The sequence below is a fragment of the Allomuricauda sp. ANG21 genome (genome assembly GCF_040705235.1).
GTDB classification, from domain to species: Bacteria; Bacteroidota; Bacteroidia; order Flavobacteriales; family Flavobacteriaceae; genus Flagellimonas; species Flagellimonas marina.
Genome location: NZ_JBFCVT010000013.1, coordinates 174867 through 198736, shown reverse-complemented (window position 1 = coordinate 198736; position 23870 = coordinate 174867). Strand labels below are relative to the sequence as shown.

Below are 23870 nucleotides of genomic sequence, written 5' to 3'. Positions count from 1 at the left end.
TTAGACCCCAAGACTGGAATTAGTTCCGTTCCTCAATGTACATTTGGCGCACTTTTTTGAAAAGTTCTGAGGAGTAGACAAAATCGGTTACCGCTTGATTGTCCGTTTTAAAGATTTCCTTGTTGGTGCCTTCCCATTCTTTGTACCCATTTTTCAAGAAAATAATTTTTTCCCCAATTTCCATTACCGAGTTCATGTCATGGGTATTGATTATTGTGGTGATATCGTATTCTTGGGTAATCTCATGTATGAGATTGTCAATCAAAATGGCCGTTTTGGGATCAAGACCCGAATTGGGCTCATCACAGAAGAGATATTTTGGGTGCATCACAATGGCACGGGCAATCGCGACCCGCTTTTGCATCCCACCAGAAATTTCCGCAGGGTATTTTTTGTGGGCATCAATAAGGTTTACACGCTCCAGCACAAAGTCGACTCGGTCTTGCATCTCACCTTTGGATTGTTTGGTGAACATATCCAATGGAAACATCACATTGCCTTCCACCGTCATGGAATCGAATAGGGCGCTCCCTTGGAAAACCATGCCCATTTCTTGTCGAAGATCTCGGCGTTCCTTTGTGGAAAGTTCGGAATAATACTGCCCGTTATAACAAATTTGACCCTCCTCAGGCTCAAAAAGCCCTAATAGGCATTTTAAGAAAACCGTCTTTCCTGAACCACTTTGTCCAATGATAAGATTGGTCTTTCCCTTTTCAAAGGTGGTTGATATGCCCTTGAGCACATGAGTATCCCCAAATGATTTGTGTATGTCTTCCACTTCAATCATTAGCCAAGCAGTAATTGGGTTAATATGTAGTTCACGATAATTATAACAACACTGGTCCATACGAACGCCGTGGTGCTGGCCTTTCCAACTTCCAAGGCGCCACCCTTCATATAAAAACCATGGAATGAGGGTACGGTGGCTATAACAAATGCAAAAACAACCGATTTTATAAAAGCATAGGTCACGTGGAATGCGTCAAAATCCATTTGAAGTCCTTTGATGAATTCCCCGCTGGGTGCATACCCTCCGAAAACAGCGGCAACCCATCCGCCCAAAATACCAACAAACATGGAAATGGCCACAGCAAAAGGGTAGATCATGGTGGCAACGATCTTGGGGAAAACCAAATAGTTCAAGGAATTTATGCCCATAACCTCTAAAGCATCAATCTGCTCTGTTACCCGCATGGTTCCGATACTCGATGTTATGTAAGACCCAACCTTTCCGGCCATAATAATGGAGGTGAAGGTTGGTGCAAACTCTAAAATCACCGATTGTCTTGTGGCGAACCCGATAAGACTTTTCGGTAAAAGGGGGCTGTTTAAATTCAATGCAGTTTGAATGGTAACAACGCCACCAATGAAAAACGAGATAAATATGATAATGCCCATAGCTCCATAAATGAGATCATCGATTTCCTTTAAGATCAAGGATTTCATGATGGGCCATTTAGTAGGCTTTTTAAATACTTCCCATATCATGATGAAGTACTTTCCAATCGCTTCAAGATATTTCATGCGCTTAAATTGGACTTGCGGGCATAAAAATAAGAATATTGTTACGCTTTTAACCTTCATTTAAAATTTTAAACAACTTAAATGAATAGCTTTGCTTTCGTTTTTGTAAATCCAACCCATGAAAAAAAGCACCTTTGTTTTACTGTCACTGGCTTTAAGTGTGGCTGTTTTCACCTATGGCCAGCGAAGAAAAAAGAACGTTGAAGAGAAAACCACTGTAGAAATTGCCCAGTCTCCAAAGTTGGTTGTGGGTATTGTAGTGGACCAGATGCGCTACGATTATCTTACCCGTTTTTGGAATCACTATGAGGAAGGTGGGTTCAAACGATTGGTGAATGATGGATTCAATTGCAAGAACAACCATTTTAACTATGCCCCTACGAGTACCGGACCCGGACATGCATCAGTATATTCGGGAACCACACCAGCTACGCACGGAATTATCGGAAATAATTGGTACGACAAGAAATCTGGGGAAGAGGTGTACTGTGCTGGAGATGATAGTTATGAATCGGTGGGTACAACATCTGATGCCGGCAAAATGTCTCCCCACCGGATGCTTACCACTACCATTACCGATCAGTTGCGCTTGCATACGCAACAAAAGGGGAAAGTCATCGCTATGTCAATAAAAGATAGGGGAGCTGTGTTGCCAGGCGGGCATACAGCCAATGCAGCCTATTGGTTTGAAGGGGCGGAAACGGGTAACTGGATCACCAGTTCCTATTATATGGATGCTTTGCCCCAATGGGTGAATGATTTTAACGCTTCTGATGCTGCCGAGGCCTATAAGAAACCTTGGACAACCTTAAAGCCAATAAACACTTATGTGGAAAGTGGCTTGGATGCCAACGTATACGAAGGCATATTTAATGGTGCAACCACAACCGCATTTCCGCATGACCTTCCAAGTATATGGGATGCCAATGATCAGTTTGAATTGCTTCGTAGAACACCCTTTGGTAACAGTATTCTAGCAGATTTTGCTTTGGCTGCCTTGGAAGGAGAAGATTTAGGGGCCGATACCATAACTGATTTCTTGGCGATCAGCTTTTCGAGCACGGATTATGTGGGTCACTTTTTTGGTGTGAATTCAAAGGAAATTCAGGACACTTATTTGCGGTTAGACCAAGACTTGGCCCGAATTTTTACTGCATTGGACGAAAAAGTGGGCAAGGGAGAATACACCGTATTTTTAACGGCGGACCATGCAGCTATAAATGTCCCTGCTTATTTGGCTTACCAAAAAATTCCAGCAGGCTATTTGGATATGGGAGGGATGCAACAAGAATTTAATGAATTTTTGCAGTACAAGTATGGTACAACAGATATAGTTAAAAATATATCCAATAACCAAATATTCTTAGACCACAAAATTTTGACCAATTTAGACATTGATTTGGATGATGCCGAGGAGGATATTGCCAAAGAGTTGCTTACGTATGAAGCCATAAACCAAGTATATACAGGGCATCAGATGTGGACGAATGAATATACCGAAGGAATGCCCTACATTTTGCAGAACGGTTATAACCAAAAACGCTCCGGGGACATTTTGTTTGTACAAAGACCGGGTTTTATCTTCTCTTCTGGAAGAACGGGCTCTACCCATGGCTCTCCCATGATCTATGATACGCACGCCCCGTTGTTATTTTACGGCAAAGGTATAAGACAAGGTAGTACGGTGAATAAAACCGAGATTCCCGATATTGCACCAACCATAGCAGCTTTGTTGGGTATTGCGTTTCCTAATGGAAACACGGGAATGCCAATTGGGGAAGTTTTGGAATAGGATTTTTGAATAGGCAAGAAGGGTTTAAAACTTTGACCAAATTCCTTTCCAACGAAGTTTGCGGATAAATTTCCCCTCTGCTGTGGATACGTAACGAGGTTGTTGCTGAAAGAATGTCTTGCAATACCCAAAAACTGCCTGAAAGTATAGGCGGATACTCTTAGCCTGCCAAGCCATCTTAAGCGAAGCAATCTTGGTGAGCACAATGCTATAACGCATTTTGTACATAGCTTCTCCTTTGGCTTTATAATTTTTTGAACTGTACCCATGCCCAGTTGGCCGGAGGTGTTTTACCTGTAGTTCGGGAAGGGTTTCGGTCTCAAAATCGTGGTACTGGGCCAAAAGTACATCCACAGTGTCCCACCCCACCCCAGGACGCAATCCTCCAATCTTGTCAAAACAGGCTTTGTGGTACAGTTTTATGGGGCCTCGGATATGGGTCTTGTCCGCAATGTTCTCATACACCCATTTTTTATCTTTTTTAATGTATAAAAGTCCAGAGCACATGCCCAATTTCCAGTTGGCCTGAAAACGATTTAAGACTTCTTCAAAATAATTGGGTGGTAGGATGATGTCTGCATCAAATTTGCCAATTAAGGCATAGTCCAAGGCATGTTGAAGTCCAAAATTAAACGTATCCACCACTTTTTTCCCTGGGATATGCGCATCGGTGGATTTGCGCTGAAGTACTTTTATCCACGCATGTTTTTTGGAAAAATCTGAGGCAATTTGAAAAGTATCATCGGTGGAATTATCGTCTACAACGATAACTTCATCCGGTCTGTGGGTTTGTGCCACAAAAGAATCCAAACAATCCTTGAGGTGGGTTGCTTCATTATGGGCGGGAATAACGATGTTGATTCGCATTTGCTAAAATTCCAAAAAACAATTCATAAAACCCAAATTACTTTAATGGTTTCTGTCATTCTGAAGGAGCATAGCGACTGAAGAATCTCATTAGATATTAGTATTAAAAGGCCATCTTCAGATTTCTCGACTGCCTGCCTGCCGCAGGCGGGTGCTCGAAACTTTAAGTTTTTGAACATTGATAATTGTTTATTGTAAAATGATGAGAATCATCGTTCTGCGTAAACAATATAGTATCGGTTCGTAAAAAGACGTAGTAGCGGCCTTAAACCAATTTTTTTGGTGGGATTGGTCCATTTGGCGGAGTCCTTTATGGTCCAGCCCGCCTTTTCCAACAACCAATCGAACTGCCAATCCTCAAACTCATGATAATGGCGGTCCCATGGGTCCGTTTTGCTTCGGTAGGCTGATGAAAACCATAACCGCATGGGAATACTGGCCACCAATTTTTTGGCATTCACTTCCTTAAGCACATTATATGGTGCCACCAAATGTTCAAAAATTTCAAAAGCGGTTACCACTTCGGCGTGTGATTGGGTAACTACATCAAAATCCACATCCAAATCCTCGCCTTTGGTGTTTTCCACTTGGTATCCTTGGGCTTTCATGATTTCCGAAAAAGGATTCTCCACGCCTAAATCCAAAATAGGTTCTGAGGTATCAATGTGTTTTTGAAGAAACGCCAGCGTATGTCGGTAGCGCTTGTTGGGAAAATTGTTTTCGTACATGGGCTAAAATTCCAAAAAACAATTCACAAAACCCAAAGAAGTTTTCATCTTGTTGAGATAGGGTATAAGCCTTATTGTTTGTTCTTGATTCTTGAACTTGCTACTTGAACTTGAAATTTAGTACCTGTAAACCATTGCGTTGATATTCATTCCTGCTCCAACACTGGCAAAAATAACAACATCTCCTCTTTTTAACTCATGTTCTGGCATTTCTCCCTTAGTAACCAAATCGAAAAGGGTGGGAACAGTAGCCACCGAGCTATTTCCTAATCTGTGGATGCTCATGGGCATAACGTTTTCGGGAACCTCTTTTTGATACAATCTGTAAAACCGTTTTACAATGGCCTCATCCATTTTTTCATTGGCTTGATGGATAAATATCTTTTTAACGGCATCTATTCCCACACCACTTTTATCCAAACATTCCTTCATGGCCTGCGGCACATGGGTACAGGCAAATTCGTAGATTTTACGCCCGTTCATTTTAATGTACCGGGTATCCGCACAAGCCTCATCATCGTTTGATTTGTCAAAATAGAGGTAATAGGCCTCCTCATTGGCATAAGTGACAGAGGCATGGGCCAAAACCGCTCCCGATTTGGGGTTTGCTTCAAAAATGGCCGCTCCTGCACCATCTGAAAAAATCATACTGTCCCGGTCATATTTGTCAACAACCCTTGAAAGGGTTTCTCCACCAATGACCAAGCACTTTTTTGCCATGCCACTTTTGATGAAAGCTATAGCTTGGATAGCACTTTCTATCCATCCGGGGCATCCAAAAATCATATCGTATGCCACACAATTTGGATTTTTAATACGTAAGAGATGTTTCACCCGTGTGGCAAGACTGGGCAGCGTGTCCCCTTGAATTTTACCTGGGATAAGGTCACCAAAATTATGGGCAAAGATGATATAGTCAAGCTCTTCCGGGTCTATGCCTGAGTCTTCAATAGCCTTTTGTGCAGCCAAAAACCCTAAATCTGATGTTTTTAGGTTTGGCGGCGCATATCTCCGTTCAGCAATACCTGTTATGGACTTGAATTTTTCAATAATTATCGTGTTATCCTGCGGAAAGCTTGAACCATCATTCTCTAAAAAAGTATGATTCAAAAAGTCTTCGTTTTTAGTGATAATGGGTGGAATATAGCTTCCAATACCTGTTATGCCGATTTCCATGGTGGAGGTTTTAACCGAGAAGATAGTAATCAAATATTTAAGTGCTATGCATGCATAATAGTTTTTACACTGTTCAAGATGAAGTAAAATTTAATCTTACATAAAAAAAGCCTTGATTGTATTTTCAAATCAAGGCTTTTCCCCAGTGCTGTCGTGGTTTTTCTATGCTTCCGCGTATGCTTCAATTGGGGCACAAGTACATATTAAATTACGATCCCCAAACGCTTCATCGGTTCTTCGGATGGAAGGCCAAAACTTGTTTTCAGCTACGTAGGGTAGTGGAAATGCCGCCTGCTGTCTGCTGTATGGGAACTGCCAATCGTCATTCGTGACCATTTCCAATGTATGTGGTGCATTTTTGAGTACATTATTGGGTTCTTCTGCACTCGCTTCATCAATTTCCTTTCGAATGGACAACAATGCGTCACAAAACCTATCCAACTCTGCAAGGCTTTCACTCTCCGTAGGCTCAATCATTAAAGTTCCAGCTACCGGAAAGGATACTGTGGGAGCGTGAAAACCGTAATCAATAAGTCGTTTGGCAATATCGGTCACCTCAATGCCATTGACTTTGAAAGGTCTACAGTCGATAATCATTTCGTGGGCGGCCCTGCCCCTTTCTCCAGCGTACAATACATCAAATTTTCCCTTTAATCGGTCTTTGATATAGTTGGCGTTAAGGATTGCAGCCTTTGTAGCGTTCGTAAGTCCTTCAGCCCCCAACATTTTTATGTATCCGTACGATATCAAACAAACCAAAGAACTACCCCACGGCGCAGCGGAAATGGCTGTAATGGCTTCTTTACCTCCTGTTTTTACTACGGGATTTGTAGGCAAAAAGGGTTTCAACTGTTCGGCAACACAAATGGGGCCTACACCGGGGCCTCCACCGCCGTGCGGAATGGAAAAAGTCTTGTGCAGGTTGAGGTGGCATACATCAGCACCAATGGTTGCCGGATTGGTAAGACCAACCTGGGCATTCATGTTGGCGCCATCCATGTAAACCTGACCTCCGTTGTCATGTATCAATTGTGTGATTTGTTTTATGGAGGACTCAAATACTCCGTGGGTAGATGGGTAGGTGACCATCAAAGCGGCAAGATTTTCGGAATGCAACTTTGCTTTTTCCGCCAAATCGGCCAAATCAATATTTCCTTTTTCATCGGTTTTGGTCACCACCACTTTCATTCCGGCCATTACCGCCGATGCAGGGTTGGTTCCATGCGCTGAAGCGGGAATCAAACAGATATTTCTGTGTCCTTCGCCTCTGGATTCGTGATAGGCACGAATGACCATCAACCCGGCATACTCCCCTTGCGCACCCGAGTTGGGCTGCAATGAGGTGGCTGCGAATCCTGTGATCACATTCAATTGTTGCTCCAAGGTTTTCAACATTTCCTGGTATCCTTCAGCCTGATTCAATGGCACGAAAGGATGGATGTTACCCCAATGCGCCCAACTCAACGGAAGCATTTCTGAGGCAGCATTCAATTTCATAGTGCAACTTCCCAAGGAAATCATGGAATGGTTCAGCGCCAAATCTTTTCGCTCCAATTTTTTGATGTAACGCATCAACTCGGTCTCAGAGTGGTATGAATTAAACACTTCGTGTTCCAAATAAGGAGCTTTTCGTTGTAATGCTGATGGAATAACTTGGCCTACCTCAACCTCTTGCCCAGTGTTATTTTTGATGTCGTGCGATTCTGCAAAGCAAGAAATTAATGTTTGCAAGTCTTCATTTGAGACGGCCTCGTTCAAGGAGATGGAAACCGTGTTGGCATCAACATAGTTTAAGTTGATGCTTTTGTTCTCGGCAACTTCTTTCAATTGTTTTGAATTCTTGACAGCTACCTTGATGGTATCAAAATAAGCAGAATTCAATTGTTCAAAACCAAGGGATTCCAAGCTTTTGGCCAATTTCTTGGTTTGGGTATGGACTTTATCGGCTATATATTTTAATCCTTTTGGGCCATGATACACGGCATACATGCCAGCCATGACCGCCAAAAGTACCTGCGCTGTGCAGATGTTGGAGGTAGCCTTGTCCCTTTTGATGTGCTGTTCCCGGGTCTGCAGGGCCATACGCAAGGCGCGATTGCCATCAGTGTCCTTGGTTACGCCAATAATTCTACCGGGGATACTCCTTTTGTATTCTTCTTTGGTGGCAAAAAAGGCGGCATGTGGGCCTCCATATCCCAACGGGATACCAAAACGCTGGGTGGTGCCCACCACAACATCCACGCCCCATTCCCCGGGTGGGGTAAGGAGCACCAAGCTCAAAATATCGGCAGCGACGGCTACTTTGATTTCATTTGTTTTCGCTTTCTCCACAAAATCAGCATAGTCATGCACCTGCCCAAATTTTCCAGGATATTGTAAAAGGGCTCCATAAAAATCTTCGGAAAAGTCAAAAGTTTCATGGTCGCCCACCACCAATTCTATTCCAAGCGGAACGGCTCTGGTCTTTAGCAGACTTAAGGTTTGTGGCAGGATTTCTTCAGACACAAAAAACTTTACGGTTTCGTCCTTCTTTTGCTGACGTGAACGAAGCTCGAACAACATGGTCATGGCTTCAGCAGCAGCAGTACTTTCATCCAAAAGGGAAGCATTGGCAATTTCCATTCCGGTAAGGTCGCTCACCATGGTCTGGAAATTCAACAAAGCTTCCAAACGGCCTTGGGCAATCTCAGCTTGGTACGGCGTATAGGCTGTATACCATCCGGGATTTTCCAAAATGTTCCGTTTTATGACGGAAGGAGTGAGGGATTCGTGATATCCCAAACCAATATAGGTTTTAAAAACCTTGTTTTTTTGGGCCAGTTCCTGAATATGGGTCAAGAACTCATGCTCACTTATCCCTTCGGGAAGGTCCAAGGCTTTTTTCAATTTTATATCATCTGGAATGGTCTCATAAATGAGTTGTTCCATATTTTCCACCCCAATGGTCTCAAACATTTGAGGTAGGTCTTTTTCTGCAATGCCAATATGTCTGGCGGCAAACACTTCTGTATTCATCTCAATCCAATAAAGTGCACAAAATTAGGGATTAATTCAATGAAAATAAGCAATTTTGGAGGTCTCTGGACCAAAGTTGTTAACCACAAATTAACCTTTGCGCCTTCCACATAGATTTTGTTTCATGCGCACTTTGAAATCCATTTTTAATTTTTACTTGGATGCCAGTATTCATGTGGCATTAGCGGTCATATCTCTAACTGGGGTAACATTTTATTTGTTGGATGCTTCGTTTGACACAGCCCTTTTGGGATTTATTTTTTTTGGGGTAATCGTATGCTACAATTTTGTTAAATATGGAGTAGAGGCCTATAAATATTTGGTGGTGTCAAATGACTATCACCGAATTATCCAAATGTTCAGTTTTTTATCCTTTGGCTTAGCCTTTTATTTTTTGATACAGTTGGATAGGGAAATTTGGGTGGCGATTGGCATTATGACCCTGCTTTCTGCCCTCTATGCGGTTCCGTTGCTTCCCAAGGCCAAGAATCTGAGGAATTTGGGGGGATTCAAGATTTATATTGTAGCCTTGGTCTGGGCCGGATTCACGGTTTTTTTACCGGTATTGGATACCAAAAACCCCTTACAATGGGATATCTGGATTTTGTTCGTACAACGTTTCATTTTGGTAGTGGTGCTCATTCTTCCTTTTGAGATTAGGGATTTGCAGTGGGATGATGCACGATTGAGGACGTTGCCCCAAGTGCTTGGGGTGGAAAAAACTAAAAAGATTGGAGTGGCTTTGACCCTAATTTTCTTTTTCTTGACCTTTTTGCGGGATGGTGTAAGTCAATCTGAGATTTTGCTGCGATTAATCCTTTGCATAGCAATGATTTATGTGCTCTTGGCAAGTAAAAAAATGCAATCCCGATATTTTGCATCATTTTGGGTAGAAGCAATACCTATTTTGTGGTTGAGCTTATACTGGGCGGTGGAAAACTATTTTTAGAGTTGTTTTTTTAAGTCACGCTTCATGCATTCCTTGTCTTCTTCTGAAAGAGTCGATAGTCCAGCTTTGTCACATAGCGATGTCAACTGCGAATTCTTTTTAGAATATTTCGCACAAGTCTTACAATAAAATATGTGTAAACGAAGCTTTAGGATATCCCAAAAACTTGCTTCGTTATATTGAGATTTGTTGCAGATATGTGATGCCTCGTCGCATGTAATCTTCATAACTAAAACCAATTTTCATTTAAACAACCCATGAGAGCCGCCCTTGCCCGGTGTATCATAACCCAAAGATTGGACGGATTAATTTCAAGTTCATTACAAATATCTTCAGTACTCATGCCTTGGATGGTCTTCATTTTAAAGACCTGAGCCTGTTTTTTGGGTAACTTTTCAATACATTCCTGCAATGCGAACCCCAATTCTTCATTCTCAAGTACGCTATCACCATCTTGACTGAACGGGTCAGCCACCTGTTCTTCAAGCCAGTCTCCATCAGATTCGGTGTCGGTATTGTAATTGATGCGTACTTCGGCCTTGCCTTTTTTTGAATTGATCTTACGGTAATGATCAATCACTTTTCTTTTTAGAATGGCAATGAGCCAAGTTCGCTCTGCCGCATCACCTTTAAAGTTTTTGGCAGAGTTGAGCCCGGCAAAAAAGGTTTCCTGTACCAAATCCTTGGCAATTTCGGCATCACTTACGCGTGCTACTGCATAGTTGAACAGATAGTCGGCGTAAAGATCTACCCAAGTATCAGGATTTAGTTTGTGGTCTGCCATCAGTTAAAAACAAGTAGCAAAAATAATGGTTTTTATGAAATGATTTTCTCGTTATCAAGTCACAAACTACATGGAATGTATCACACAATTATAACCATTGGGTGCTTTTTCAAAAAATTAACATCCTATTTTATGTGTTTATCAACCAGTCGATTTAAGTAATCCTGCCCTTTCCAATAGTGCATCTATTTTGGGCTCCGCCCCTCTAAAACGTTTGTAGAGTTCCATAGGATTTTCGCTTCCTCCTTTGGAGAGCACATGCTCTTTGAACCTATCTGAAATCTCTCTGTTAAAAATACCTCGTTCCTTAAAATAGGCAAATGCATCAGCATCCAAAACTTCTGCCCATTTATAGCTGTAATAGCCAGAGGAATACCCACCTTGAAAAATATGGGAAAACGAAGTGCTCATACACGTTTCTGATGTTTCTGGAAATAACGATGTATTCTCAAAGGCCTGGGTTTCGTAGGCTTTTACATTTTTAATGCCCGATGGGTCGGTGCCATGCCAAGCCATATCCAAAAATCCAAAACTCAATTGGCGAACGGTGGCCATACCTTCTTGGAAAGTAGCTGAATCCTTGATTTTTTCAACATACTCCATGGGAATCAGCTCGCCGGTTTGGTAGTGGTGGGCAAATAGTTCCAAAGCTTCCTTTTCATAACACCAATTCTCCATGATTTGACTGGGTAATTCCACAAAATCCCAGTACACCGATGTCCCCGATAATGAAGGATACGTGGTATCGGCCAACATGCCATGTAAACCGTGCCCAAACTCGTGGAACAAGGTGGTTACTTCATTGAAAGTCAATAACGAAGGTTTTGTACTGGTAGGTTTGGTGAAATTACAAACGTTGGAAATGTGCGGCCTGCTGTTTTTGCCATTTCGGATATATTGAGGTTTGTAAGAAGTCATCCATGCACCGCCCCGTTTTCCGGGCCGGGGATGAAAATCCGCATAAAAAAGCGAAATAAAGTTGTTTGAATCATCGTAGACCTCAAAAGTCTTTACATCGGCGTGGTACTTATCAATCGTAGAGACTTCTTTAAATGTTAGCCCGAAAAGCATTTCAGCAACTTTAAAAACTCCATTAATGACATTTTCAAGCTTAAAATAGGGTTTTAACTTTTCATCATCCAGATTAAAGAGTTTCTGTTTCAATTTTTCTGAATAATAGGCGTTGTCCCATTTTTCCAATCGGTCAATTTGGTCCAGTTCCTTGGCAAAGTCCTCCAACTCTTGGAACTCCCTTTCGGCAGCGGGTTTGGCTTTTTCCAGCAGTTCGTTGAGAAAATCCATTACTTTTTCAGGAGTTTCGGCCATGCGTTCCTCCAAAACAAAATTAGCGTGGGTTGGATAGCCCAACAAGTTGGCCCTTTCATGTCTGAGCGAAACGATTTTTAGGACGTTTTCCTGATTGTCCAGTTTGTCGTTATGGAAACCTTTGCTGCCAAAGGCGATTGACAGTTTTTTACGCAAATCCCTGTTCTTGGCATATTTCATAAAAGGAATGTAGCTGGGATAATCCAGTGTAATCAACCAGCCTTCCTTGCCTTTGGATTGGGCCAATTGTTCAGCAGCTTCTTTTTCTCCTTCTGGGAGGCCCTCTACATCTTTTTCATCGGTTAACAGGAGTTCAAACTTATTGGTTTCTGCAAGGACGTTCTCACCAAACGTCAATTTTAATTTAGCGAGTTCTGCGTCAATTTTGCGAAGCCGTTTCTTATCCTCCTCTTTTAAGTTTGCGCCATTACGGCTAAACTTCTTATAGGTTTTTTCCAATAGGGTTGCCTGTTCAGGAGTAAGATTGAGTCCATCCTTTTGCTCATAAACTGATTTTACACGTTGAAAAAGTCCTTCGTTTAGGATGATATCATTGCCAAATTCAGATAACAAGGGTGACACTTCTTGGGCTATCTTTTGAATTTCCTCGTTGGTTTCTGCGGAGTTCAGGTTGAAAAAAATGCTGGAAATACGGTCCAATTGCTGTCCTGAAAAATCCAATGCCTCCAAGGTGTTTTCAAAGGTGGGTGCTTCAGGATTAGCAACAATGGCATCGATTTCCGCTCTGGCATCCTCAATGGCCTGAAGAAAGGCCGGTTTAAAATGTTCGTTCTTTATTTTTGAAAATGGAGCTTGGTCAAATGGGGTCAATAATGGATTCATGGAATTTTTGATAATTGGATTTTCAGATTTACCCTCTGTAAATTATTGCTTCACTGATGGCATTTACGACTTGTTGTACATAATCTTTATTTTTAGAAATTAATGCATTGTTTTCTCCAGAGTTACTCGAAATTCTGACAATGAATTCATCTTTCATGAAAAAGAATAAAAGAGCAGCTATTGCAATAGAAAAAACACCTAAACCATATACCTCATTGAATATACCCAATAGACCTATTATTAAGAGTGACAGTGAAAAAAATTTAGTGCCTGTTTTATGCTTAACAAGCATATCCACGGAAGAAACATTTCCCAATGAATATGTTTTGTTGAATATAACAACTCGGGATTGTGTGACTAAAACATTCGTGTCCCTAAAAAAGATTTTTTCATTTTCCATTTTTAACTTCTTCTGCGCCTTTAATGACCTTATCTTTTAACCCCTGTTTGTAAGCTTCAATTTTTTTCAGGATTCCGTTGTCTGAACTTCCGATGATCTGTGCAGCAAGAATCCCGGCATTTTTGGCTCCGTTCAGGGCAACAGTGGCCACCGGAACACCGCCCGGCATTTGTAGAATGGAGAGAACCGAATCCCATCCGTCAATGGAATTACTGCTTTTTACAGGAACACCAATCACGGGCAAAGGCGATAATGAGGCCACCATTCCCGGAAGGTGGGCTGCACCGCCTGCTCCGGCAATAATGACAGAATAGCCATTTTTATGGGCGTTTTTGCCAAAATCGAATAGCTTTTCAGGGGTGCGGTGCGCGGAAACGATATCCACATCCACTTCAACCCCAAACTCTTTTAATATGTCAATGGCATCTTGCATAACAGGCAGGTCGCTGGTGCTTCCCATGATCACGGCTACTTTTTTCATAAAATTCCAATCTTTACATGTCAAGAAACAAATTCAAACTTGAACTTGAACTTGTTATTTATTTGTCTCTACTTTTATGGTCTCCTTTACTTTTTGTGCCACTTCACGAGCTCGTTTCATATCTTCATCCACAATGGTCACATGCCCCATTTTGCGGAAGGGTCGGGTCTGCTTTTTCCCATAAATGTGTGGGGTAACGCCATCCATACCCAAAATGGTTTCAATATTCCGGTATACCACATTTCCAGTATGGCCTTCGGCGCCTACCAGGTTGACCATTATCCCGGCCACTTTGCTCTCAGTTTTTCCCAAAGGTAAACCTAGAATAGCACGGATATGTTGCTCAAATTGATTGGTATAACTGGCTTCAATGCTATAATGTCCGCTGTTGTGGGGTCTCGGCGCGACTTCGTTGACCAAGATTTCGTCGTTTTGGGTTTGAAATAGCTCAACCGCCAAAAGCCCTACGTGTTTCATGTGTTCCGAAACTTTCAAGGCCACTGCTTTGGCTTTTTCTGCCACAACATCATCAATCCGGGCAGGACAAATCACATATTCCACCTGGTTGGCCTCAGGATGAAATTCCATCTCTACCACTGGATAGGTTTTCACTTCACCTTCGGAACTTCTAGCCACAATAACGGCTAATTCGTTCTTAAAATCCACCAATTTTTCCGCGATGCACTCCACATTGGGAAGCTCCTTCAGGTCATCCATTTTTCGTACCACTTTTACGCCTTGCCCGTCATACCCAAATTGAGCACTTTTCCAAACGAAAGGAAGTTGAAGTCCACCGTTTGAAATGCTATCCTCAATTTCTGAGGTGTAAGCGAAGCGTGTAAATGGTGAGGTTGGAATCCCATGGTCCGTATAAAAAAGCTTTTGAGTGGCTTTATTCTGAATGGTCCGTAGTGTTTTTGTGGGTGGATACACCGTTATGCCTTCATCTTCCAACTTTTCAAGGGCGTCCACGTTTACATTTTCAATTTCAATGGTGAGGACATCCACGTCTTTTCCAAAATTGTAAACGGTGTCAAAATCCATGAGACTTCCTTCCACAAATTCATTACAAGCTATTTTGCAGGGTGCTTCGGGAGAGGCATCCATCACCTTGGTGAAAATATCCCATTTTCGGGTTTCGTAGAGCATCATTTTGCCCAGTTGACCACCTCCTAAAATTCCCAGTTTAAAGTCTGAAGAGAAAAATTGCATTTATCGCGAATTGGAATAACAGCAAAAATACGTGAATTCCTTGAAGGGATAAAAGACTAAGGGCAATACCGCCCCCAAAAAATGCTATCTTTGCCAACCTGACTAAAATAATGTTGCCTTGATCAAGCTTCACGACAAGTTTTTTAAACCATATCTCAAGGAGGAGCAAATTCTTAAAGCCATAGAAAAAATGGCTGCGGAAATTGCCAAGGATTACAAGGATGAGACCCCGCTTTTTGTTGGGGTACTCAATGGGGCCTTTATGTTTGTTGCTGATTTTTTGAAGGCGTACCAGCATCCTTGTGAGGTTTCTTTTGTAAGGCTTAGCTCATACCAGGGCTTAACTTCTACAGGAATCGTGGAAACCCTGCTGGATGTTCCCGAAGAGATTGAGGGCAAGAGTGTCATTATTTTGGAGGATGTGGTGGATACGGGAAGAACACTAAAGCAATTGGTGCACCTGTTTTCCCAGACCAATGCAAAAGAATTTAAGATTGCCACGCTTTTTTATAAATCGGACATGTACAATGGAGAGTATGCCATTGATTACGTTGGTCTTGAAATCCCCAATAATTTTATTGTGGGTTACGGATTGGATTATAAGGAGCAGGGGCGAAATTTAAGAGAAGTATACCAATTAAACCAAGCAGATATGATCAACCTAGTGCTCTTTGGAAAACCAGGCGCAGGAAAAGGAACCCAAGCGGAGTTCCTAAAGGAAAAATACAATTTAAAGCATATTTCAACGGGAGATGTTTTCCGTTACAACATTAAAAATGGAACGGAACTGGGCAAATTGGCCAAATCATACATTGATAAGGGTGATTTAGTGCCCGATGAGGTCACCATTGATATGTTAAAGGATGAAGTGGAGCAAAATCCAGACGCAGCCGGCTTTATTTTTGACGGATTCCCTAGAACCGATGCCCAAGCCGAAGCCTTGGATAATTTTCTGGAATCCAAAGACATGAAAATAAATGCCACCATTGCCCTAGAAGCTGATGATGATGTATTGGTAGCCCGATTGTTGGAGCGAGGTAAGAGCAGTGGTCGTTCAGATGATCAAGACGAAAGTAAAATCCGTAACCGTTTTGACGAATACAATCAAAAAACAGCTCCTCTGAAAGCCTACTACGAAAAACAGGGCAAGTTTCATTCAATAAATGGAACAGGGGAAATCAATGAGGTCACAGAACGGTTGTGTGCCATAATTGACAAACTATAACTATGAAGTATGTTTTTTTCCTTGCCATCCTATTTTTAGGCCTTTCTTGTAACTCAAGATATGAATGGGTTGATGATTTGGACAGTAGGATAAAGGCCTATGACAAAGGCGCACAACTTCAGGAAGAAGAATATAAGGTGAATTCAGGGACATCCACAGCCATTTATGTAGCGCCTTATAAAGAACAAAATGGAATTCGCAAGACCGTTTTTAGGCACACTCGCGAAGAAACGATGTATTTTGAGCGGCATATTTATTTTGAAGGAGAGGATATTGTCTATGAGCATCACGTGGGCATTGCCCCAAGATTGGTGAAAGAGGAAGATAAAGTGTTGAAGACCTCAAAATATATGATTTTCGACAAAAAGAGTTTTTTTAAAAATGATGCTGTGGGAAAACGATTAGGTAGACAAAAGGTCATTGATGAATTTATACCCAAGGATTCTGTTTCATCAGTTTTACAAAACCTAACCATAGAAGAATCTTTCCTTTACAGGGAAAATTATCTTGAGATAAAGAATTATCTTAAGGATATTTTGGCTTTACAACGTGTAAAAGAATGACCGAGGGCAATTTCGTGGATTATGTAAAAGTTTATGTCTCTTCTGGAAACGGAGGGAAGGGCTCTACACATTTACATCGCGAAAAATATGTTGCCAAAGGGGGGCCAGATGGGGGTGATGGGGGTCGTGGTGGCCACGTGATCATCAAAGGGAACAAAAACCTTTGGACCTTATATCATTTTAAATTCCAGAAGCATTTTAAAGCAGGTCATGGAGAACATGGCAGTAAAAATCGCAGTACAGGTGCCGATGGAGCAGACGTTTACATGGAAGTGCCACTGGGAACAGTGGTAAGGGACACGGAGACCAATAAAGTACTGTTTGAGATTACCGAGGACCAAGAGGAAAAAGTTATTTTGGAAGGTGGAATGGGTGGCCGCGGCAACTGGCACTTTAAAAGTTCCACCAATCAGACTCCTAGATATGCCCAACCTGGTATTCCTGGTCAAGAAACCCAAATTACCCTTGAGTTAAAAGTATTGGCCGATGTAGGTCTTGTAGGCTTTCCCAATGCAGGGAAGTCCACCCTTCTTTCCGTGATGACCTCGGCAAAACCCAAGATTGCCAATTATGAGTTTACCACGCTAAAACCAAACTTGGGTATTGTGGAATATCGGGATTTCAGAAGTTTTGTAATGGCGGACATTCCCGGAATCATTGAAGGTGCAGCAGAAGGCAAGGGCTTGGGCCACTATTTTTTACGACATATTGAACGAAATGCCATGTTGCTTTTTCTGATTCCAGCAGATAGCAAAGATATTACTCAGGAATATGCCATTCTACTGGACGAACTTCGGCGTTATAACCCAGAATTGTTGGATAAGGACCGATTGGTGGCCATTTCTAAATGCGATATGCTGGACGAGGAACTCATTGCTGAGATGAGCGAGGAAGTGCAAGAGGATTTTAAGGATGTGCCCTATATGTTCATATCTTCGGTGAGCCAGTTGGGTATTCAAGAACTCAAGGATAAGCTCTGGGCGCTGTTGAACGAATAACGGGGATTATTCAACCACAACAGCCAAATATTCATTATTTTTAATGGTAATCCAAATACCTGCCATGCGATATTTGTTATTCATAGCGTTATGCTTTTTGGCATCCTGTGCTTCCATCAGGGTCAACTATGACTACGATAAAGGAACGGATTTTTCTAACTACACCACGTACAACTATTTTTCTGATATGCAGACTGGCCTCAGTCAATTGGATGAGCGCAGACTGATACGTGCCTTGGATTCTACCCTGCAGTTCAAGGGGTATCGCCTTGCCGAAGAGCCTGAATTTTTCATCAATATCCTGAGCAGCGAATACCAAGGTTCTCCTAACAGTTCGGTTGGTATTGGTATGGGCGGAGGTGGACGAAATGTAGGTGGAGGGGTCTCCCTTGGCGTGCCCATTGGCAATACGGGAATTCAACGTCATATACAATTCGACCTCGTAGATGCCCAACGCGATGCTTTGTTCTGGCAAGCTTCTACGGAAAGCGGCTATAGAGACAATGCCTCGCCCAGTGAGAGAGAAAAACGTTTAAGAGCTTTGGTGAAGAAAGTATTTTCAAAGTTTCCTCCGGAGACCAAGTAACCCCATTGGTTAAACCTTCACACACCCAAGAAAAGCCTTCTTTCTTTGTAAAAGGCTTGATTACAAACCGTTTGCCGTTCGAGTCCTCATTTTTACCATTGCCCATAATTTCCTTTCAAATAGTGGTATATCCCAGTACTTTGGTCCCATACAAAACCATTAAACCGAAAAATGATGATAGCACTAGCAAAAATTATAATATCTATACTCATGGATATTCTCATGTAAATCAATCATCAAAAATTTTAAAACTAATACAATGAGAAAATTTAATATTACCCAGAAAGTAATTTTGGGAATGGGAATTGTAGGCACTATAATTGGATTCTATGGCAAGTGGAACGGATGGGCATACAATGACTATTTTGTATTCTTTTATACCGGGATAACTATGACTTGGATAGTGTTTTTACCCTCAAACAAGTCCTGCTGTTTCCCTTTTTGGAAAAAGAAAGCCCAAAAACAGTAAGGAAGGGATTCTTAATGTTAATTGTCAAAGAGTATATTTGGATTATCGCTTCTAATATTTTATGGATTTAAGTCGTAAGAAAAACAGTGCTGTTTTTTGGGCACTTCAACTATTGGGTTGGGGGTTCATCAACTCTGTATCCATATTCATAGTAAAAGGATTAAGTCCCCAACTGCTCCTATACTCGGTAGTGATGGGTACTTTTCTGGGTATTTTTACCACAGCCTTGCTTCGTTGGTACTTAAAACGAAATATACGATTTGAGTCTTTTGGTGGGAAGGATTTTGTCAAAATCATGATAGCCTTTCTGCTCACGGCCACTCTTTTTGGTCTTCTAAATACCCTTTTCGGTTATCTCTATGTAAAACTAGGTCCAACATTGACAGAAGCAGAGCACCAGATATTCAAGAATTATGACAATCTGGGAATTCAAATAATCAACTCTCTTTTCTTGATAGGGGCCTGGACGGTGACCTATTTGGTCATTAAATTGTTGTTGAAACTAAATCGAGATAGAATTGAACGTCTGGAACTGAACACCCACTTAAAACAGGCACAATTAAATACTTTGAAAGGGCAGATAAATCCACATTTTATGTTTAACAGCCTTAACAATATTCGAGGGTTGATGTTAGAGGATGTGGAGAAATCCCGTGAAATGTTGACCAAACTTTCCGAAATTTTGCGCTATTCCCTCACCAAGAACAATAGTAATGCCATATCAGTTCGGGAAGAGATAGAGGTGGTGGACAATTACATCGACCTTTCAAAAATACAGTTTGAAGACCGATTGGAGTTCGTTAAAAATGTGGAGGCGAATACCTTGGATATGCAGATTCCGCCCATGATAATACAATTGCTCATTGAGAATGCCATAAAACATGGTATCTCCAATCTAAAGCATGGAGGAACCATTACGTTGAACATTAGAAAGGAACAAGAAGTTTTGCATATTGAGGTCAAGAATACCGGTAAGCTTCAAATTGCTAAGGATTCCACCCAATTGGGCTTGAAAAATATAGAGCAACGTTTAAAATTGCTCTACACAGATAAGGCCTCTTTTAACCTGAAAGAGATATCCGATGAGGTGGTGGCACACATTAAAATTCCATTGGTATGAAGATAAAAGCTGTTATTGTTGAAGATTCACGCTTGGCACGCAATGAGCTGAAAGAACTCATCAAAAAGCATGAGGAAATTGAGCTTGTGGGCGAAGCAGAGAATGTGGACAGTGGTTTTGAGCTTATTCAAAATACACGGCCAGACCTCTTGTTTTTAGATATTAACATGCCGGAAAAAGATGGTTTTGAGCTTTTGGAACTATTGGATGAAGTACCTATTACAATATTTACCACTGCGTTTGATGAGTACGCCATTAAGTCATTTGAGTACAATGCGCTGGACTATCTCTTGAAACCCGTAAGCGATAAACGGTTTGCCATGGCTATGGACAAGGTAAATGTAAAGTTGGAGAATAAAGAAGGGGAAAAGGCAGGGTATGGCAAAAAGTTGACGGAAAACAGTCAGATTTTTATCAAGGATGGAGAAGCTTGCTGGTTGGTAAAGATTGGGGATATCATACTGTTTGAAATTGTGGGCAATTATACACGGGTGTTTTTTGAAGATAAAAAACCGCTGCTATACAAATCCCTCAACCAAATAGAGGATAAACTTCCGGAGACTTCTTTTTTTAGGGCAAACCGACAGCAAATTGTCAACACCAACTATATTGAAAACGTAGTTCCATGGTTCAACGGAAAACTAAAACTTTCCCTTAAGAACGGCGAAGAGATTGAAGTTTCTCGGAGACAATCTTATATTTTCAAGGATAAAATGAGTCTTTGACCAAAAATAATAATGTCAGACCGAGTGCACTCGGTCTGACATTTAGGACTTTAAGGTTTAGGGCCTTAGCAAATCCTTGTACCAATCTTTATATCCAATAAGCACCAATACATTCAATATCAACAAAGCAAGTGCTGGGCCAATACCTTCTGGCAACAATGTAGCATGGAACAGTACCGCATTTATGGATACACTCATTAAGATTATGGCCATCAATGCACCATATTTATTGAAAATAAAGGATAGGCCCGCCAAGATTTCAACTATCGCCACCAATTTAAGGGTGTAAGAAGATGAAACGGCACCAAAAAATGCAATAACGGAATCTGGCATCTCGCCACCCATTGGAATAAAACTTAAAAACTTGTTCAAGCCAAAAACAAGAACAAAAATTCCCAATAGGATTCGGATTACCATAAAAACTTTTGAATTCATAGTTATAATTTTTGCTGGTTACTTATTAAATGTATGCAAAAATTACGAATATGTTAATATTTGAGCAGCTTATTTCAGAAAGTAATGGACTAGCTATAAGGATTTTAACAGACCGCCATCAATGGGAATATTTGTTCCAGTGATGTAAGCTGCTTGATCTGATGCCAAAAACGTGGCCAGATAACCGTACTCTGCAGGCTTTCCTATCCGCTTCATAGGTACTTTCTCCTCCATGTCGGAAAGGACTTCTTCAGGGAGTATTCCCATTTTTTCAGCCTTTTTGGTATTAAGTTGGGCAATACGATCCGTATCAAAATAACCCGTCAATACACTGTTTACGGTTATGTTATCTTGGGCGACATCAAAAGACAAGCTTTTGGCCCAGGTTACCACTGCTGCCCTAATGGTGTTGGAAAGTGCCAAATAACTTAAAGGCTCTTTTACCGAAACAGAAGCCACATTGACGATTCGACCCCATTGGTTTCTCTGCATGTGTTCCAACGCAAGTTCAGTTGTATATACCACCGATTTGAACAATAAATCGAACGCATTCTGATAATCATCCACATTTTTTTCCAAAGCTCCACCGCCTTCGGGGCCTTGGGTGTTGTTGACCAAAATGTCGATGGTATTATGTTTAAAAAAAGCTGATATAGTGTCTTTGAAGGCACTGAAATCCGAAAAATCAACCACCAAATAGTGATGGCTTTGGCCTTGCGAACTATCCATTTCTTGAACCAGTTTCTTCATGCGTTCCTCATTTCTTGCCATAAGGGTGACACTTGCACCACTTTTGGCCAATTGCCGGGCAATGGCCTCACCAATTCCTTTACTGCTTCCGCCAACAAGGGCTTTTTTTCCTTTTAGTGATATATTCATAGGTTATCGATATTCTTCTCGTACCGGACTAAAAATGTCCATTAGTTTACATTTGGTGAGTGCTTTTCCACTATGAGCCGTGTTGGAAGGAATGATCACCACGTCTCCCGGATGGTAGGTATCCGTCTTTCCATCCAAGGTAAATTCAAAAGTACCCTCCACCACATGCATAATTTGCTCATGGACATGGGAATGTTCGGGAACCTCGGCATCTTGGTCCACATCCCAAAATACCCAACTCATGGTTTTGGCATGGACCATTTTGCCATGATAGCCGGGCATGATCTCCTTTGATTTGATTTGTGATAGGTTCATCGGTTTCAATTTTACCCGAAGATAAAGATTAATAAGATGGGTTCTTTGTTTGGATTGATTTGGTCATTGGCTATTTTTGAAGGATAAACGCGTTTGATGAACATCCATTTTATTGCCATTGGAGGAAGTGCCATGCACAATCTTGCCCTCGCCTTGGAGCACAAGGGGTACAACATTACAGGAAGCGATGATGTGATTTTTGAACCTTCCAAAAGCAGATTGGAGGCCAAAGGCTTGCTGCCCGAAAGTTTTGGTTGGTTTCCTGAAAAAATCCATGACCAATTGGATGCTATTATTTTAGGGATGCATGCCAAATCTGATAATCCAGAGCTGTTGAAGGCGCAAGAAATGGGTTTGAAGATTTATTCCTATCCCGAGTTTTTGTTTGAGCAGTCCAAATACAAGACCCGTGTGGTTATTGGTGGCAGCCACGGCAAGACTACAATCACTTCCATGATTTTGCACGTTTTGGATTACCATGATATTGAAGTTGATTACATGGTTGGTGCCCAATTGGAAGGTTTTGACCGCATGGTACATTTGACCGAAGAAAATGATTTCATTGTCTTGGAAGGTGACGAATATTTGTCTTCTCCCATTGACCGGAGACCCAAGTTCCACCTGTATCAACCTAATATTGCCCTTTTGAGTGGCATTGCGTGGGATCACATCAATGTATTTCCCACGTTTGAAAATTATGTGGAGCAGTTCCAAATTTTTGTGGACGGCATTGTAAGTGGAGGAAGTATCACCTATAATGAGGGGGACCCGGAACTTGTAAAAGTTATTGAAGCCACCGAAAATACCATCCGTAAATTTCCCTACAATACCCCAGAATATCGTGTGGAAGATGGTATTACCTTGCTGAATACGCCAGAAGGAGAAATGCCCATCGAAGTTTTTGGGAAACACAACCTTAACAATTTGGTAGGAGCCAAATGGATTTGTCAGCAAATGGGCGTGGACGAAGCTGATTTTTATGAAGCCATCTCTACGTTCAAAGGAGCCTCAAAACGATTGGAGAAGATTGCGGAAGCTAATAACAAAGTTGCTTTCAAAGATTTTGCACACTCACCCAGTAAAGTAAAAGCTACCACACAAGCGGTAAAAGAACAGTACCCCGAACGAAAATTGCTTGCTTGTTTGGAACTTCATACCTACAGCAGTTTAAATGCGGGGTTTTTGGAAGAATATCAAGGAGCATTGGACGCAGCAGATGAAGCTGTCGTTTTTTATTCTCCCGATGCCGTAAAAATTAAAGGTCTGGATGAGGTCACGGCAGAACAGATTTTCCAATCATTTCAAAGACAGGATATTCAGATTTTTACCGATGCACGGAGTTTCCAGGACTATCTTTTCGCCCAAGATTTTGAAAATTCCACCTTGTTGTTGATGAGTTCAGGAAATTATGGGGGGCTTGATTTTGAACGGGTAAAATCGTTTTTTGAATAAGATCTA

General features: G+C 41.5%; 24 protein-coding genes. 10 read left to right on the top strand and 14 right to left on the bottom strand.

The window, feature by feature from the left end:
• Positions 1-19 precede the first annotated feature (19 nt).
• Positions 20-787 (bottom strand): ATP-binding cassette domain-containing protein, encoded by a 768-nt coding sequence (locus AB1A65_RS15695; RefSeq protein ID WP_366590877.1) that lies wholly within the window; start codon positions 785-787, stop codon positions 20-22.
• Positions 787-1524: an ABC transporter permease gene (locus AB1A65_RS15690; protein ID WP_366590876.1), complete on the bottom strand. Its 738-nt coding sequence runs from the start codon at positions 1522-1524 to the stop codon at positions 787-789. The genes AB1A65_RS15695 and AB1A65_RS15690 overlap by 1 nt, the downstream gene beginning before the upstream one ends.
• Positions 1525-1642: 118 nt before the next feature.
• Between AB1A65_RS15690 and pafA the strand changes: the two genes are divergently transcribed.
• A complete protein-coding gene (pafA, locus tag AB1A65_RS15685) occupies positions 1643-3316 on the top strand; it encodes an alkaline phosphatase PafA (RefSeq protein WP_366590875.1) in 1674 nt (557 codons plus the stop codon).
• 24 nt (positions 3317-3340) lie between these two features.
• Here the strand turns inward: pafA and AB1A65_RS15680 are convergent, their stop codons facing one another.
• The 4 genes from AB1A65_RS15680 to gcvP form a co-directional block, all read right to left on the bottom strand.
• Positions 3341-4183, bottom strand: coding sequence for a glycosyltransferase family A protein (locus AB1A65_RS15680; RefSeq protein WP_366590874.1), 843 nt, complete (start codon positions 4181-4183; stop codon positions 3341-3343).
• A 209-nt stretch (positions 4184-4392) separates the two neighbouring features.
• A complete protein-coding gene (locus AB1A65_RS15675) occupies positions 4393-4911 on the bottom strand; it encodes a methyltransferase (protein WP_366590873.1) in 519 nt (172 codons plus the stop codon).
• Between the two features lie 117 nt (positions 4912-5028).
• The gene (locus AB1A65_RS15670; protein ID WP_366590872.1) at positions 5029-6087 is read right to left on the bottom strand and encodes a ketoacyl-ACP synthase III; all 1059 of its coding nucleotides are present in this window, start codon (positions 6085-6087) and stop codon (positions 5029-5031) included.
• Positions 6088-6249: 162 nt separating this feature from the next.
• Entirely contained in the window at positions 6250-9102 is a 2853-nt protein-coding gene (gcvP, locus tag AB1A65_RS15665; protein ID WP_366590871.1) for an aminomethyl-transferring glycine dehydrogenase, read from the bottom strand.
• A 124-nt stretch (positions 9103-9226) separates the two neighbouring features.
• Here gcvP and AB1A65_RS15660 point away from each other — a divergent pair, with 124 nt between their 5' ends.
• Positions 9227-10051, top strand: a complete 825-nt coding sequence (locus AB1A65_RS15660; RefSeq protein ID WP_366590870.1) for a hypothetical protein — start codon at positions 9227-9229, stop codon at positions 10049-10051.
• A 229-nt stretch (positions 10052-10280) separates the two neighbouring features.
• Here AB1A65_RS15660 and AB1A65_RS15655 read toward each other — a convergent pair whose 3' ends face one another.
• The 5 genes from AB1A65_RS15655 to AB1A65_RS15635 form a co-directional block, all read right to left on the bottom strand.
• Positions 10281-10835 carry a sigma-70 family RNA polymerase sigma factor gene (locus AB1A65_RS15655; RefSeq protein WP_366590869.1) on the bottom strand — a complete coding sequence of 185 codons (555 nt, stop codon included), beginning with the start codon at positions 10833-10835 and terminating at the stop codon, positions 10281-10283.
• 141 nt (positions 10836-10976) lie between these two features.
• A complete protein-coding gene (locus AB1A65_RS15650) occupies positions 10977-13004 on the bottom strand; it encodes a M3 family metallopeptidase (RefSeq protein WP_366590868.1) in 2028 nt (675 codons plus the stop codon).
• 28 nt (positions 13005-13032) lie between these two features.
• The gene (locus tag AB1A65_RS15645; RefSeq protein WP_366590867.1) at positions 13033-13404 is read right to left on the bottom strand and encodes a DUF6232 family protein; all 372 of its coding nucleotides are present in this window, start codon (positions 13402-13404) and stop codon (positions 13033-13035) included.
• Entirely contained in the window at positions 13394-13885 is a 492-nt protein-coding gene (gene purE, locus AB1A65_RS15640) for a 5-(carboxyamino)imidazole ribonucleotide mutase (protein WP_366590866.1), read from the bottom strand. Before purE ends, AB1A65_RS15645 begins: the two co-directional genes overlap by 11 nt.
• Before the next feature lie 54 nt (positions 13886-13939).
• A complete protein-coding gene (locus AB1A65_RS15635) occupies positions 13940-15097 on the bottom strand; it encodes a 5-(carboxyamino)imidazole ribonucleotide synthase (protein WP_366590865.1) in 1158 nt (385 codons plus the stop codon).
• A 118-nt stretch (positions 15098-15215) separates the two neighbouring features.
• Between AB1A65_RS15635 and AB1A65_RS15630 the strand changes: the two genes are divergently transcribed.
• The 7 genes from AB1A65_RS15630 to AB1A65_RS15600 all read left to right on the top strand — a co-directional run bounded on the left by AB1A65_RS15630 (position 15216) and on the right by AB1A65_RS15600 (position 20783).
• Positions 15216-16322, top strand: a complete 1107-nt coding sequence (locus AB1A65_RS15630) for an adenylate kinase (RefSeq protein WP_366590864.1) — start codon at positions 15216-15218, stop codon at positions 16320-16322.
• Positions 16323-16324: 2 nt separating this feature from the next.
• The gene (locus AB1A65_RS15625) at positions 16325-16885 is read left to right on the top strand and encodes a hypothetical protein (RefSeq protein WP_366590863.1); all 561 of its coding nucleotides are present in this window, start codon (positions 16325-16327) and stop codon (positions 16883-16885) included.
• A complete protein-coding gene (obgE, locus tag AB1A65_RS15620) occupies positions 16882-17883 on the top strand; it encodes a GTPase ObgE (protein WP_366590862.1) in 1002 nt (333 codons plus the stop codon). Before AB1A65_RS15625 ends, obgE begins: the two co-directional genes overlap by 4 nt.
• 64 nt (positions 17884-17947) lie before the next feature.
• Positions 17948-18469, top strand: coding sequence for a DUF4136 domain-containing protein (locus AB1A65_RS15615; protein ID WP_366590861.1), 522 nt, complete (start codon positions 17948-17950; stop codon positions 18467-18469).
• Positions 18470-18728: 259 nt separating this feature from the next.
• Positions 18729-18938: a hypothetical protein gene (locus AB1A65_RS15610; RefSeq protein ID WP_366590860.1), complete on the top strand. Its 210-nt coding sequence runs from the start codon at positions 18729-18731 to the stop codon at positions 18936-18938.
• Positions 18939-18999: 61 nt separating this feature from the next.
• A complete protein-coding gene (locus AB1A65_RS15605; protein ID WP_366590859.1) occupies positions 19000-20058 on the top strand; it encodes a histidine kinase in 1059 nt (352 codons plus the stop codon).
• A complete protein-coding gene (locus AB1A65_RS15600) occupies positions 20055-20783 on the top strand; it encodes a LytTR family DNA-binding domain-containing protein (RefSeq protein WP_366590858.1) in 729 nt (242 codons plus the stop codon). Before AB1A65_RS15605 ends, AB1A65_RS15600 begins: the two co-directional genes overlap by 4 nt.
• Positions 20784-20840: 57 nt before the next feature.
• On the opposite strand, the gene AB1A65_RS15595 is transcribed toward AB1A65_RS15600, so the two are convergent.
• The 3 genes from AB1A65_RS15595 to AB1A65_RS15585 all read right to left on the bottom strand — a co-directional run bounded on the left by AB1A65_RS15595 (position 20841) and on the right by AB1A65_RS15585 (position 22412).
• Positions 20841-21218, bottom strand: coding sequence for a DoxX family membrane protein (locus AB1A65_RS15595; protein WP_366590857.1), 378 nt, complete (start codon positions 21216-21218; stop codon positions 20841-20843).
• A 93-nt stretch (positions 21219-21311) separates the two neighbouring features.
• Positions 21312-22097, bottom strand: a complete 786-nt coding sequence (locus AB1A65_RS15590; protein ID WP_366590856.1) for an SDR family oxidoreductase — start codon at positions 22095-22097, stop codon at positions 21312-21314.
• Positions 22098-22100: 3 nt separating this feature from the next.
• Complete coding sequence (locus AB1A65_RS15585; protein WP_366590855.1) at positions 22101-22412, bottom strand: cupin domain-containing protein; 312 nt, start codon at positions 22410-22412, stop codon at positions 22101-22103.
• A gap of 96 nt (positions 22413-22508) precedes the next feature.
• Between AB1A65_RS15585 and AB1A65_RS15580 the strand changes: the two genes are divergently transcribed.
• Positions 22509-23864: a Mur ligase family protein gene (locus AB1A65_RS15580; RefSeq protein ID WP_366590854.1), complete on the top strand. Its 1356-nt coding sequence runs from the start codon at positions 22509-22511 to the stop codon at positions 23862-23864.
• Positions 23865-23870 lie beyond the last annotated feature (6 nt).

Coding starts and splice junctions, on each gene's coding strand:
- AB1A65_RS15695 (WP_366590877.1), bottom strand. CDS start 787: ATGATTGAAGTGGAAGACATACACAAATCATTTGGGGATACTCATGTG.
- AB1A65_RS15690 (WP_366590876.1), bottom strand. CDS start 1,524: ATGAAATATCTTGAAGCGATTGGAAAGTACTTCATCATGATATGGGAA.
- pafA (WP_366590875.1), top strand. CDS start 1,643: ATGAAAAAAAGCACCTTTGTTTTACTGTCACTGGCTTTAAGTGTGGCT.
- AB1A65_RS15680 (WP_366590874.1), bottom strand. CDS start 4,183: ATGCGAATCAACATCGTTATTCCCGCCCATAATGAAGCAACCCACCTC.
- AB1A65_RS15675 (WP_366590873.1), bottom strand. CDS start 4,911: ATGTACGAAAACAATTTTCCCAACAAGCGCTACCGACATACGCTGGCG.
- AB1A65_RS15670 (WP_366590872.1), bottom strand. CDS start 6,087: ATGGAAATCGGCATAACAGGTATTGGAAGCTATATTCCACCCATTATC.
- gcvP (WP_366590871.1), bottom strand. CDS start 9,102: ATGAATACAGAAGTGTTTGCCGCCAGACATATTGGCATTGCAGAAAAA.
- AB1A65_RS15660 (WP_366590870.1), top strand. CDS start 9,227: ATGCGCACTTTGAAATCCATTTTTAATTTTTACTTGGATGCCAGTATT.
- AB1A65_RS15655 (WP_366590869.1), bottom strand. CDS start 10,835: ATGGCAGACCACAAACTAAATCCTGATACTTGGGTAGATCTTTACGCC.
- AB1A65_RS15650 (WP_366590868.1), bottom strand. CDS start 13,004: ATGAATCCATTATTGACCCCATTTGACCAAGCTCCATTTTCAAAAATA.
- AB1A65_RS15645 (WP_366590867.1), bottom strand. CDS start 13,404: ATGGAAAATGAAAAAATCTTTTTTAGGGACACGAATGTTTTAGTCACA.
- purE (WP_366590866.1), bottom strand. CDS start 13,885: ATGAAAAAAGTAGCCGTGATCATGGGAAGCACCAGCGACCTGCCTGTT.
- AB1A65_RS15635 (WP_366590865.1), bottom strand. CDS start 15,097: ATGCAATTTTTCTCTTCAGACTTTAAACTGGGAATTTTAGGAGGTGGT.
- AB1A65_RS15625 (WP_366590863.1), top strand. CDS start 16,325: ATGAAGTATGTTTTTTTCCTTGCCATCCTATTTTTAGGCCTTTCTTGT.
- obgE (WP_366590862.1), top strand. CDS start 16,882: ATGACCGAGGGCAATTTCGTGGATTATGTAAAAGTTTATGTCTCTTCT.
- AB1A65_RS15615 (WP_366590861.1), top strand. CDS start 17,948: ATGCGATATTTGTTATTCATAGCGTTATGCTTTTTGGCATCCTGTGCT.
- AB1A65_RS15610 (WP_366590860.1), top strand. CDS start 18,729: ATGAGAAAATTTAATATTACCCAGAAAGTAATTTTGGGAATGGGAATT.
- AB1A65_RS15605 (WP_366590859.1), top strand. CDS start 19,000: ATGGATTTAAGTCGTAAGAAAAACAGTGCTGTTTTTTGGGCACTTCAA.
- AB1A65_RS15600 (WP_366590858.1), top strand. CDS start 20,055: ATGAAGATAAAAGCTGTTATTGTTGAAGATTCACGCTTGGCACGCAAT.
- AB1A65_RS15595 (WP_366590857.1), bottom strand. CDS start 21,218: ATGAATTCAAAAGTTTTTATGGTAATCCGAATCCTATTGGGAATTTTT.
- AB1A65_RS15590 (WP_366590856.1), bottom strand. CDS start 22,097: ATGAATATATCACTAAAAGGAAAAAAAGCCCTTGTTGGCGGAAGCAGT.
- AB1A65_RS15585 (WP_366590855.1), bottom strand. CDS start 22,412: ATGAACCTATCACAAATCAAATCAAAGGAGATCATGCCCGGCTATCAT.
- AB1A65_RS15580 (WP_366590854.1), top strand. CDS start 22,509: ATGAACATCCATTTTATTGCCATTGGAGGAAGTGCCATGCACAATCTT.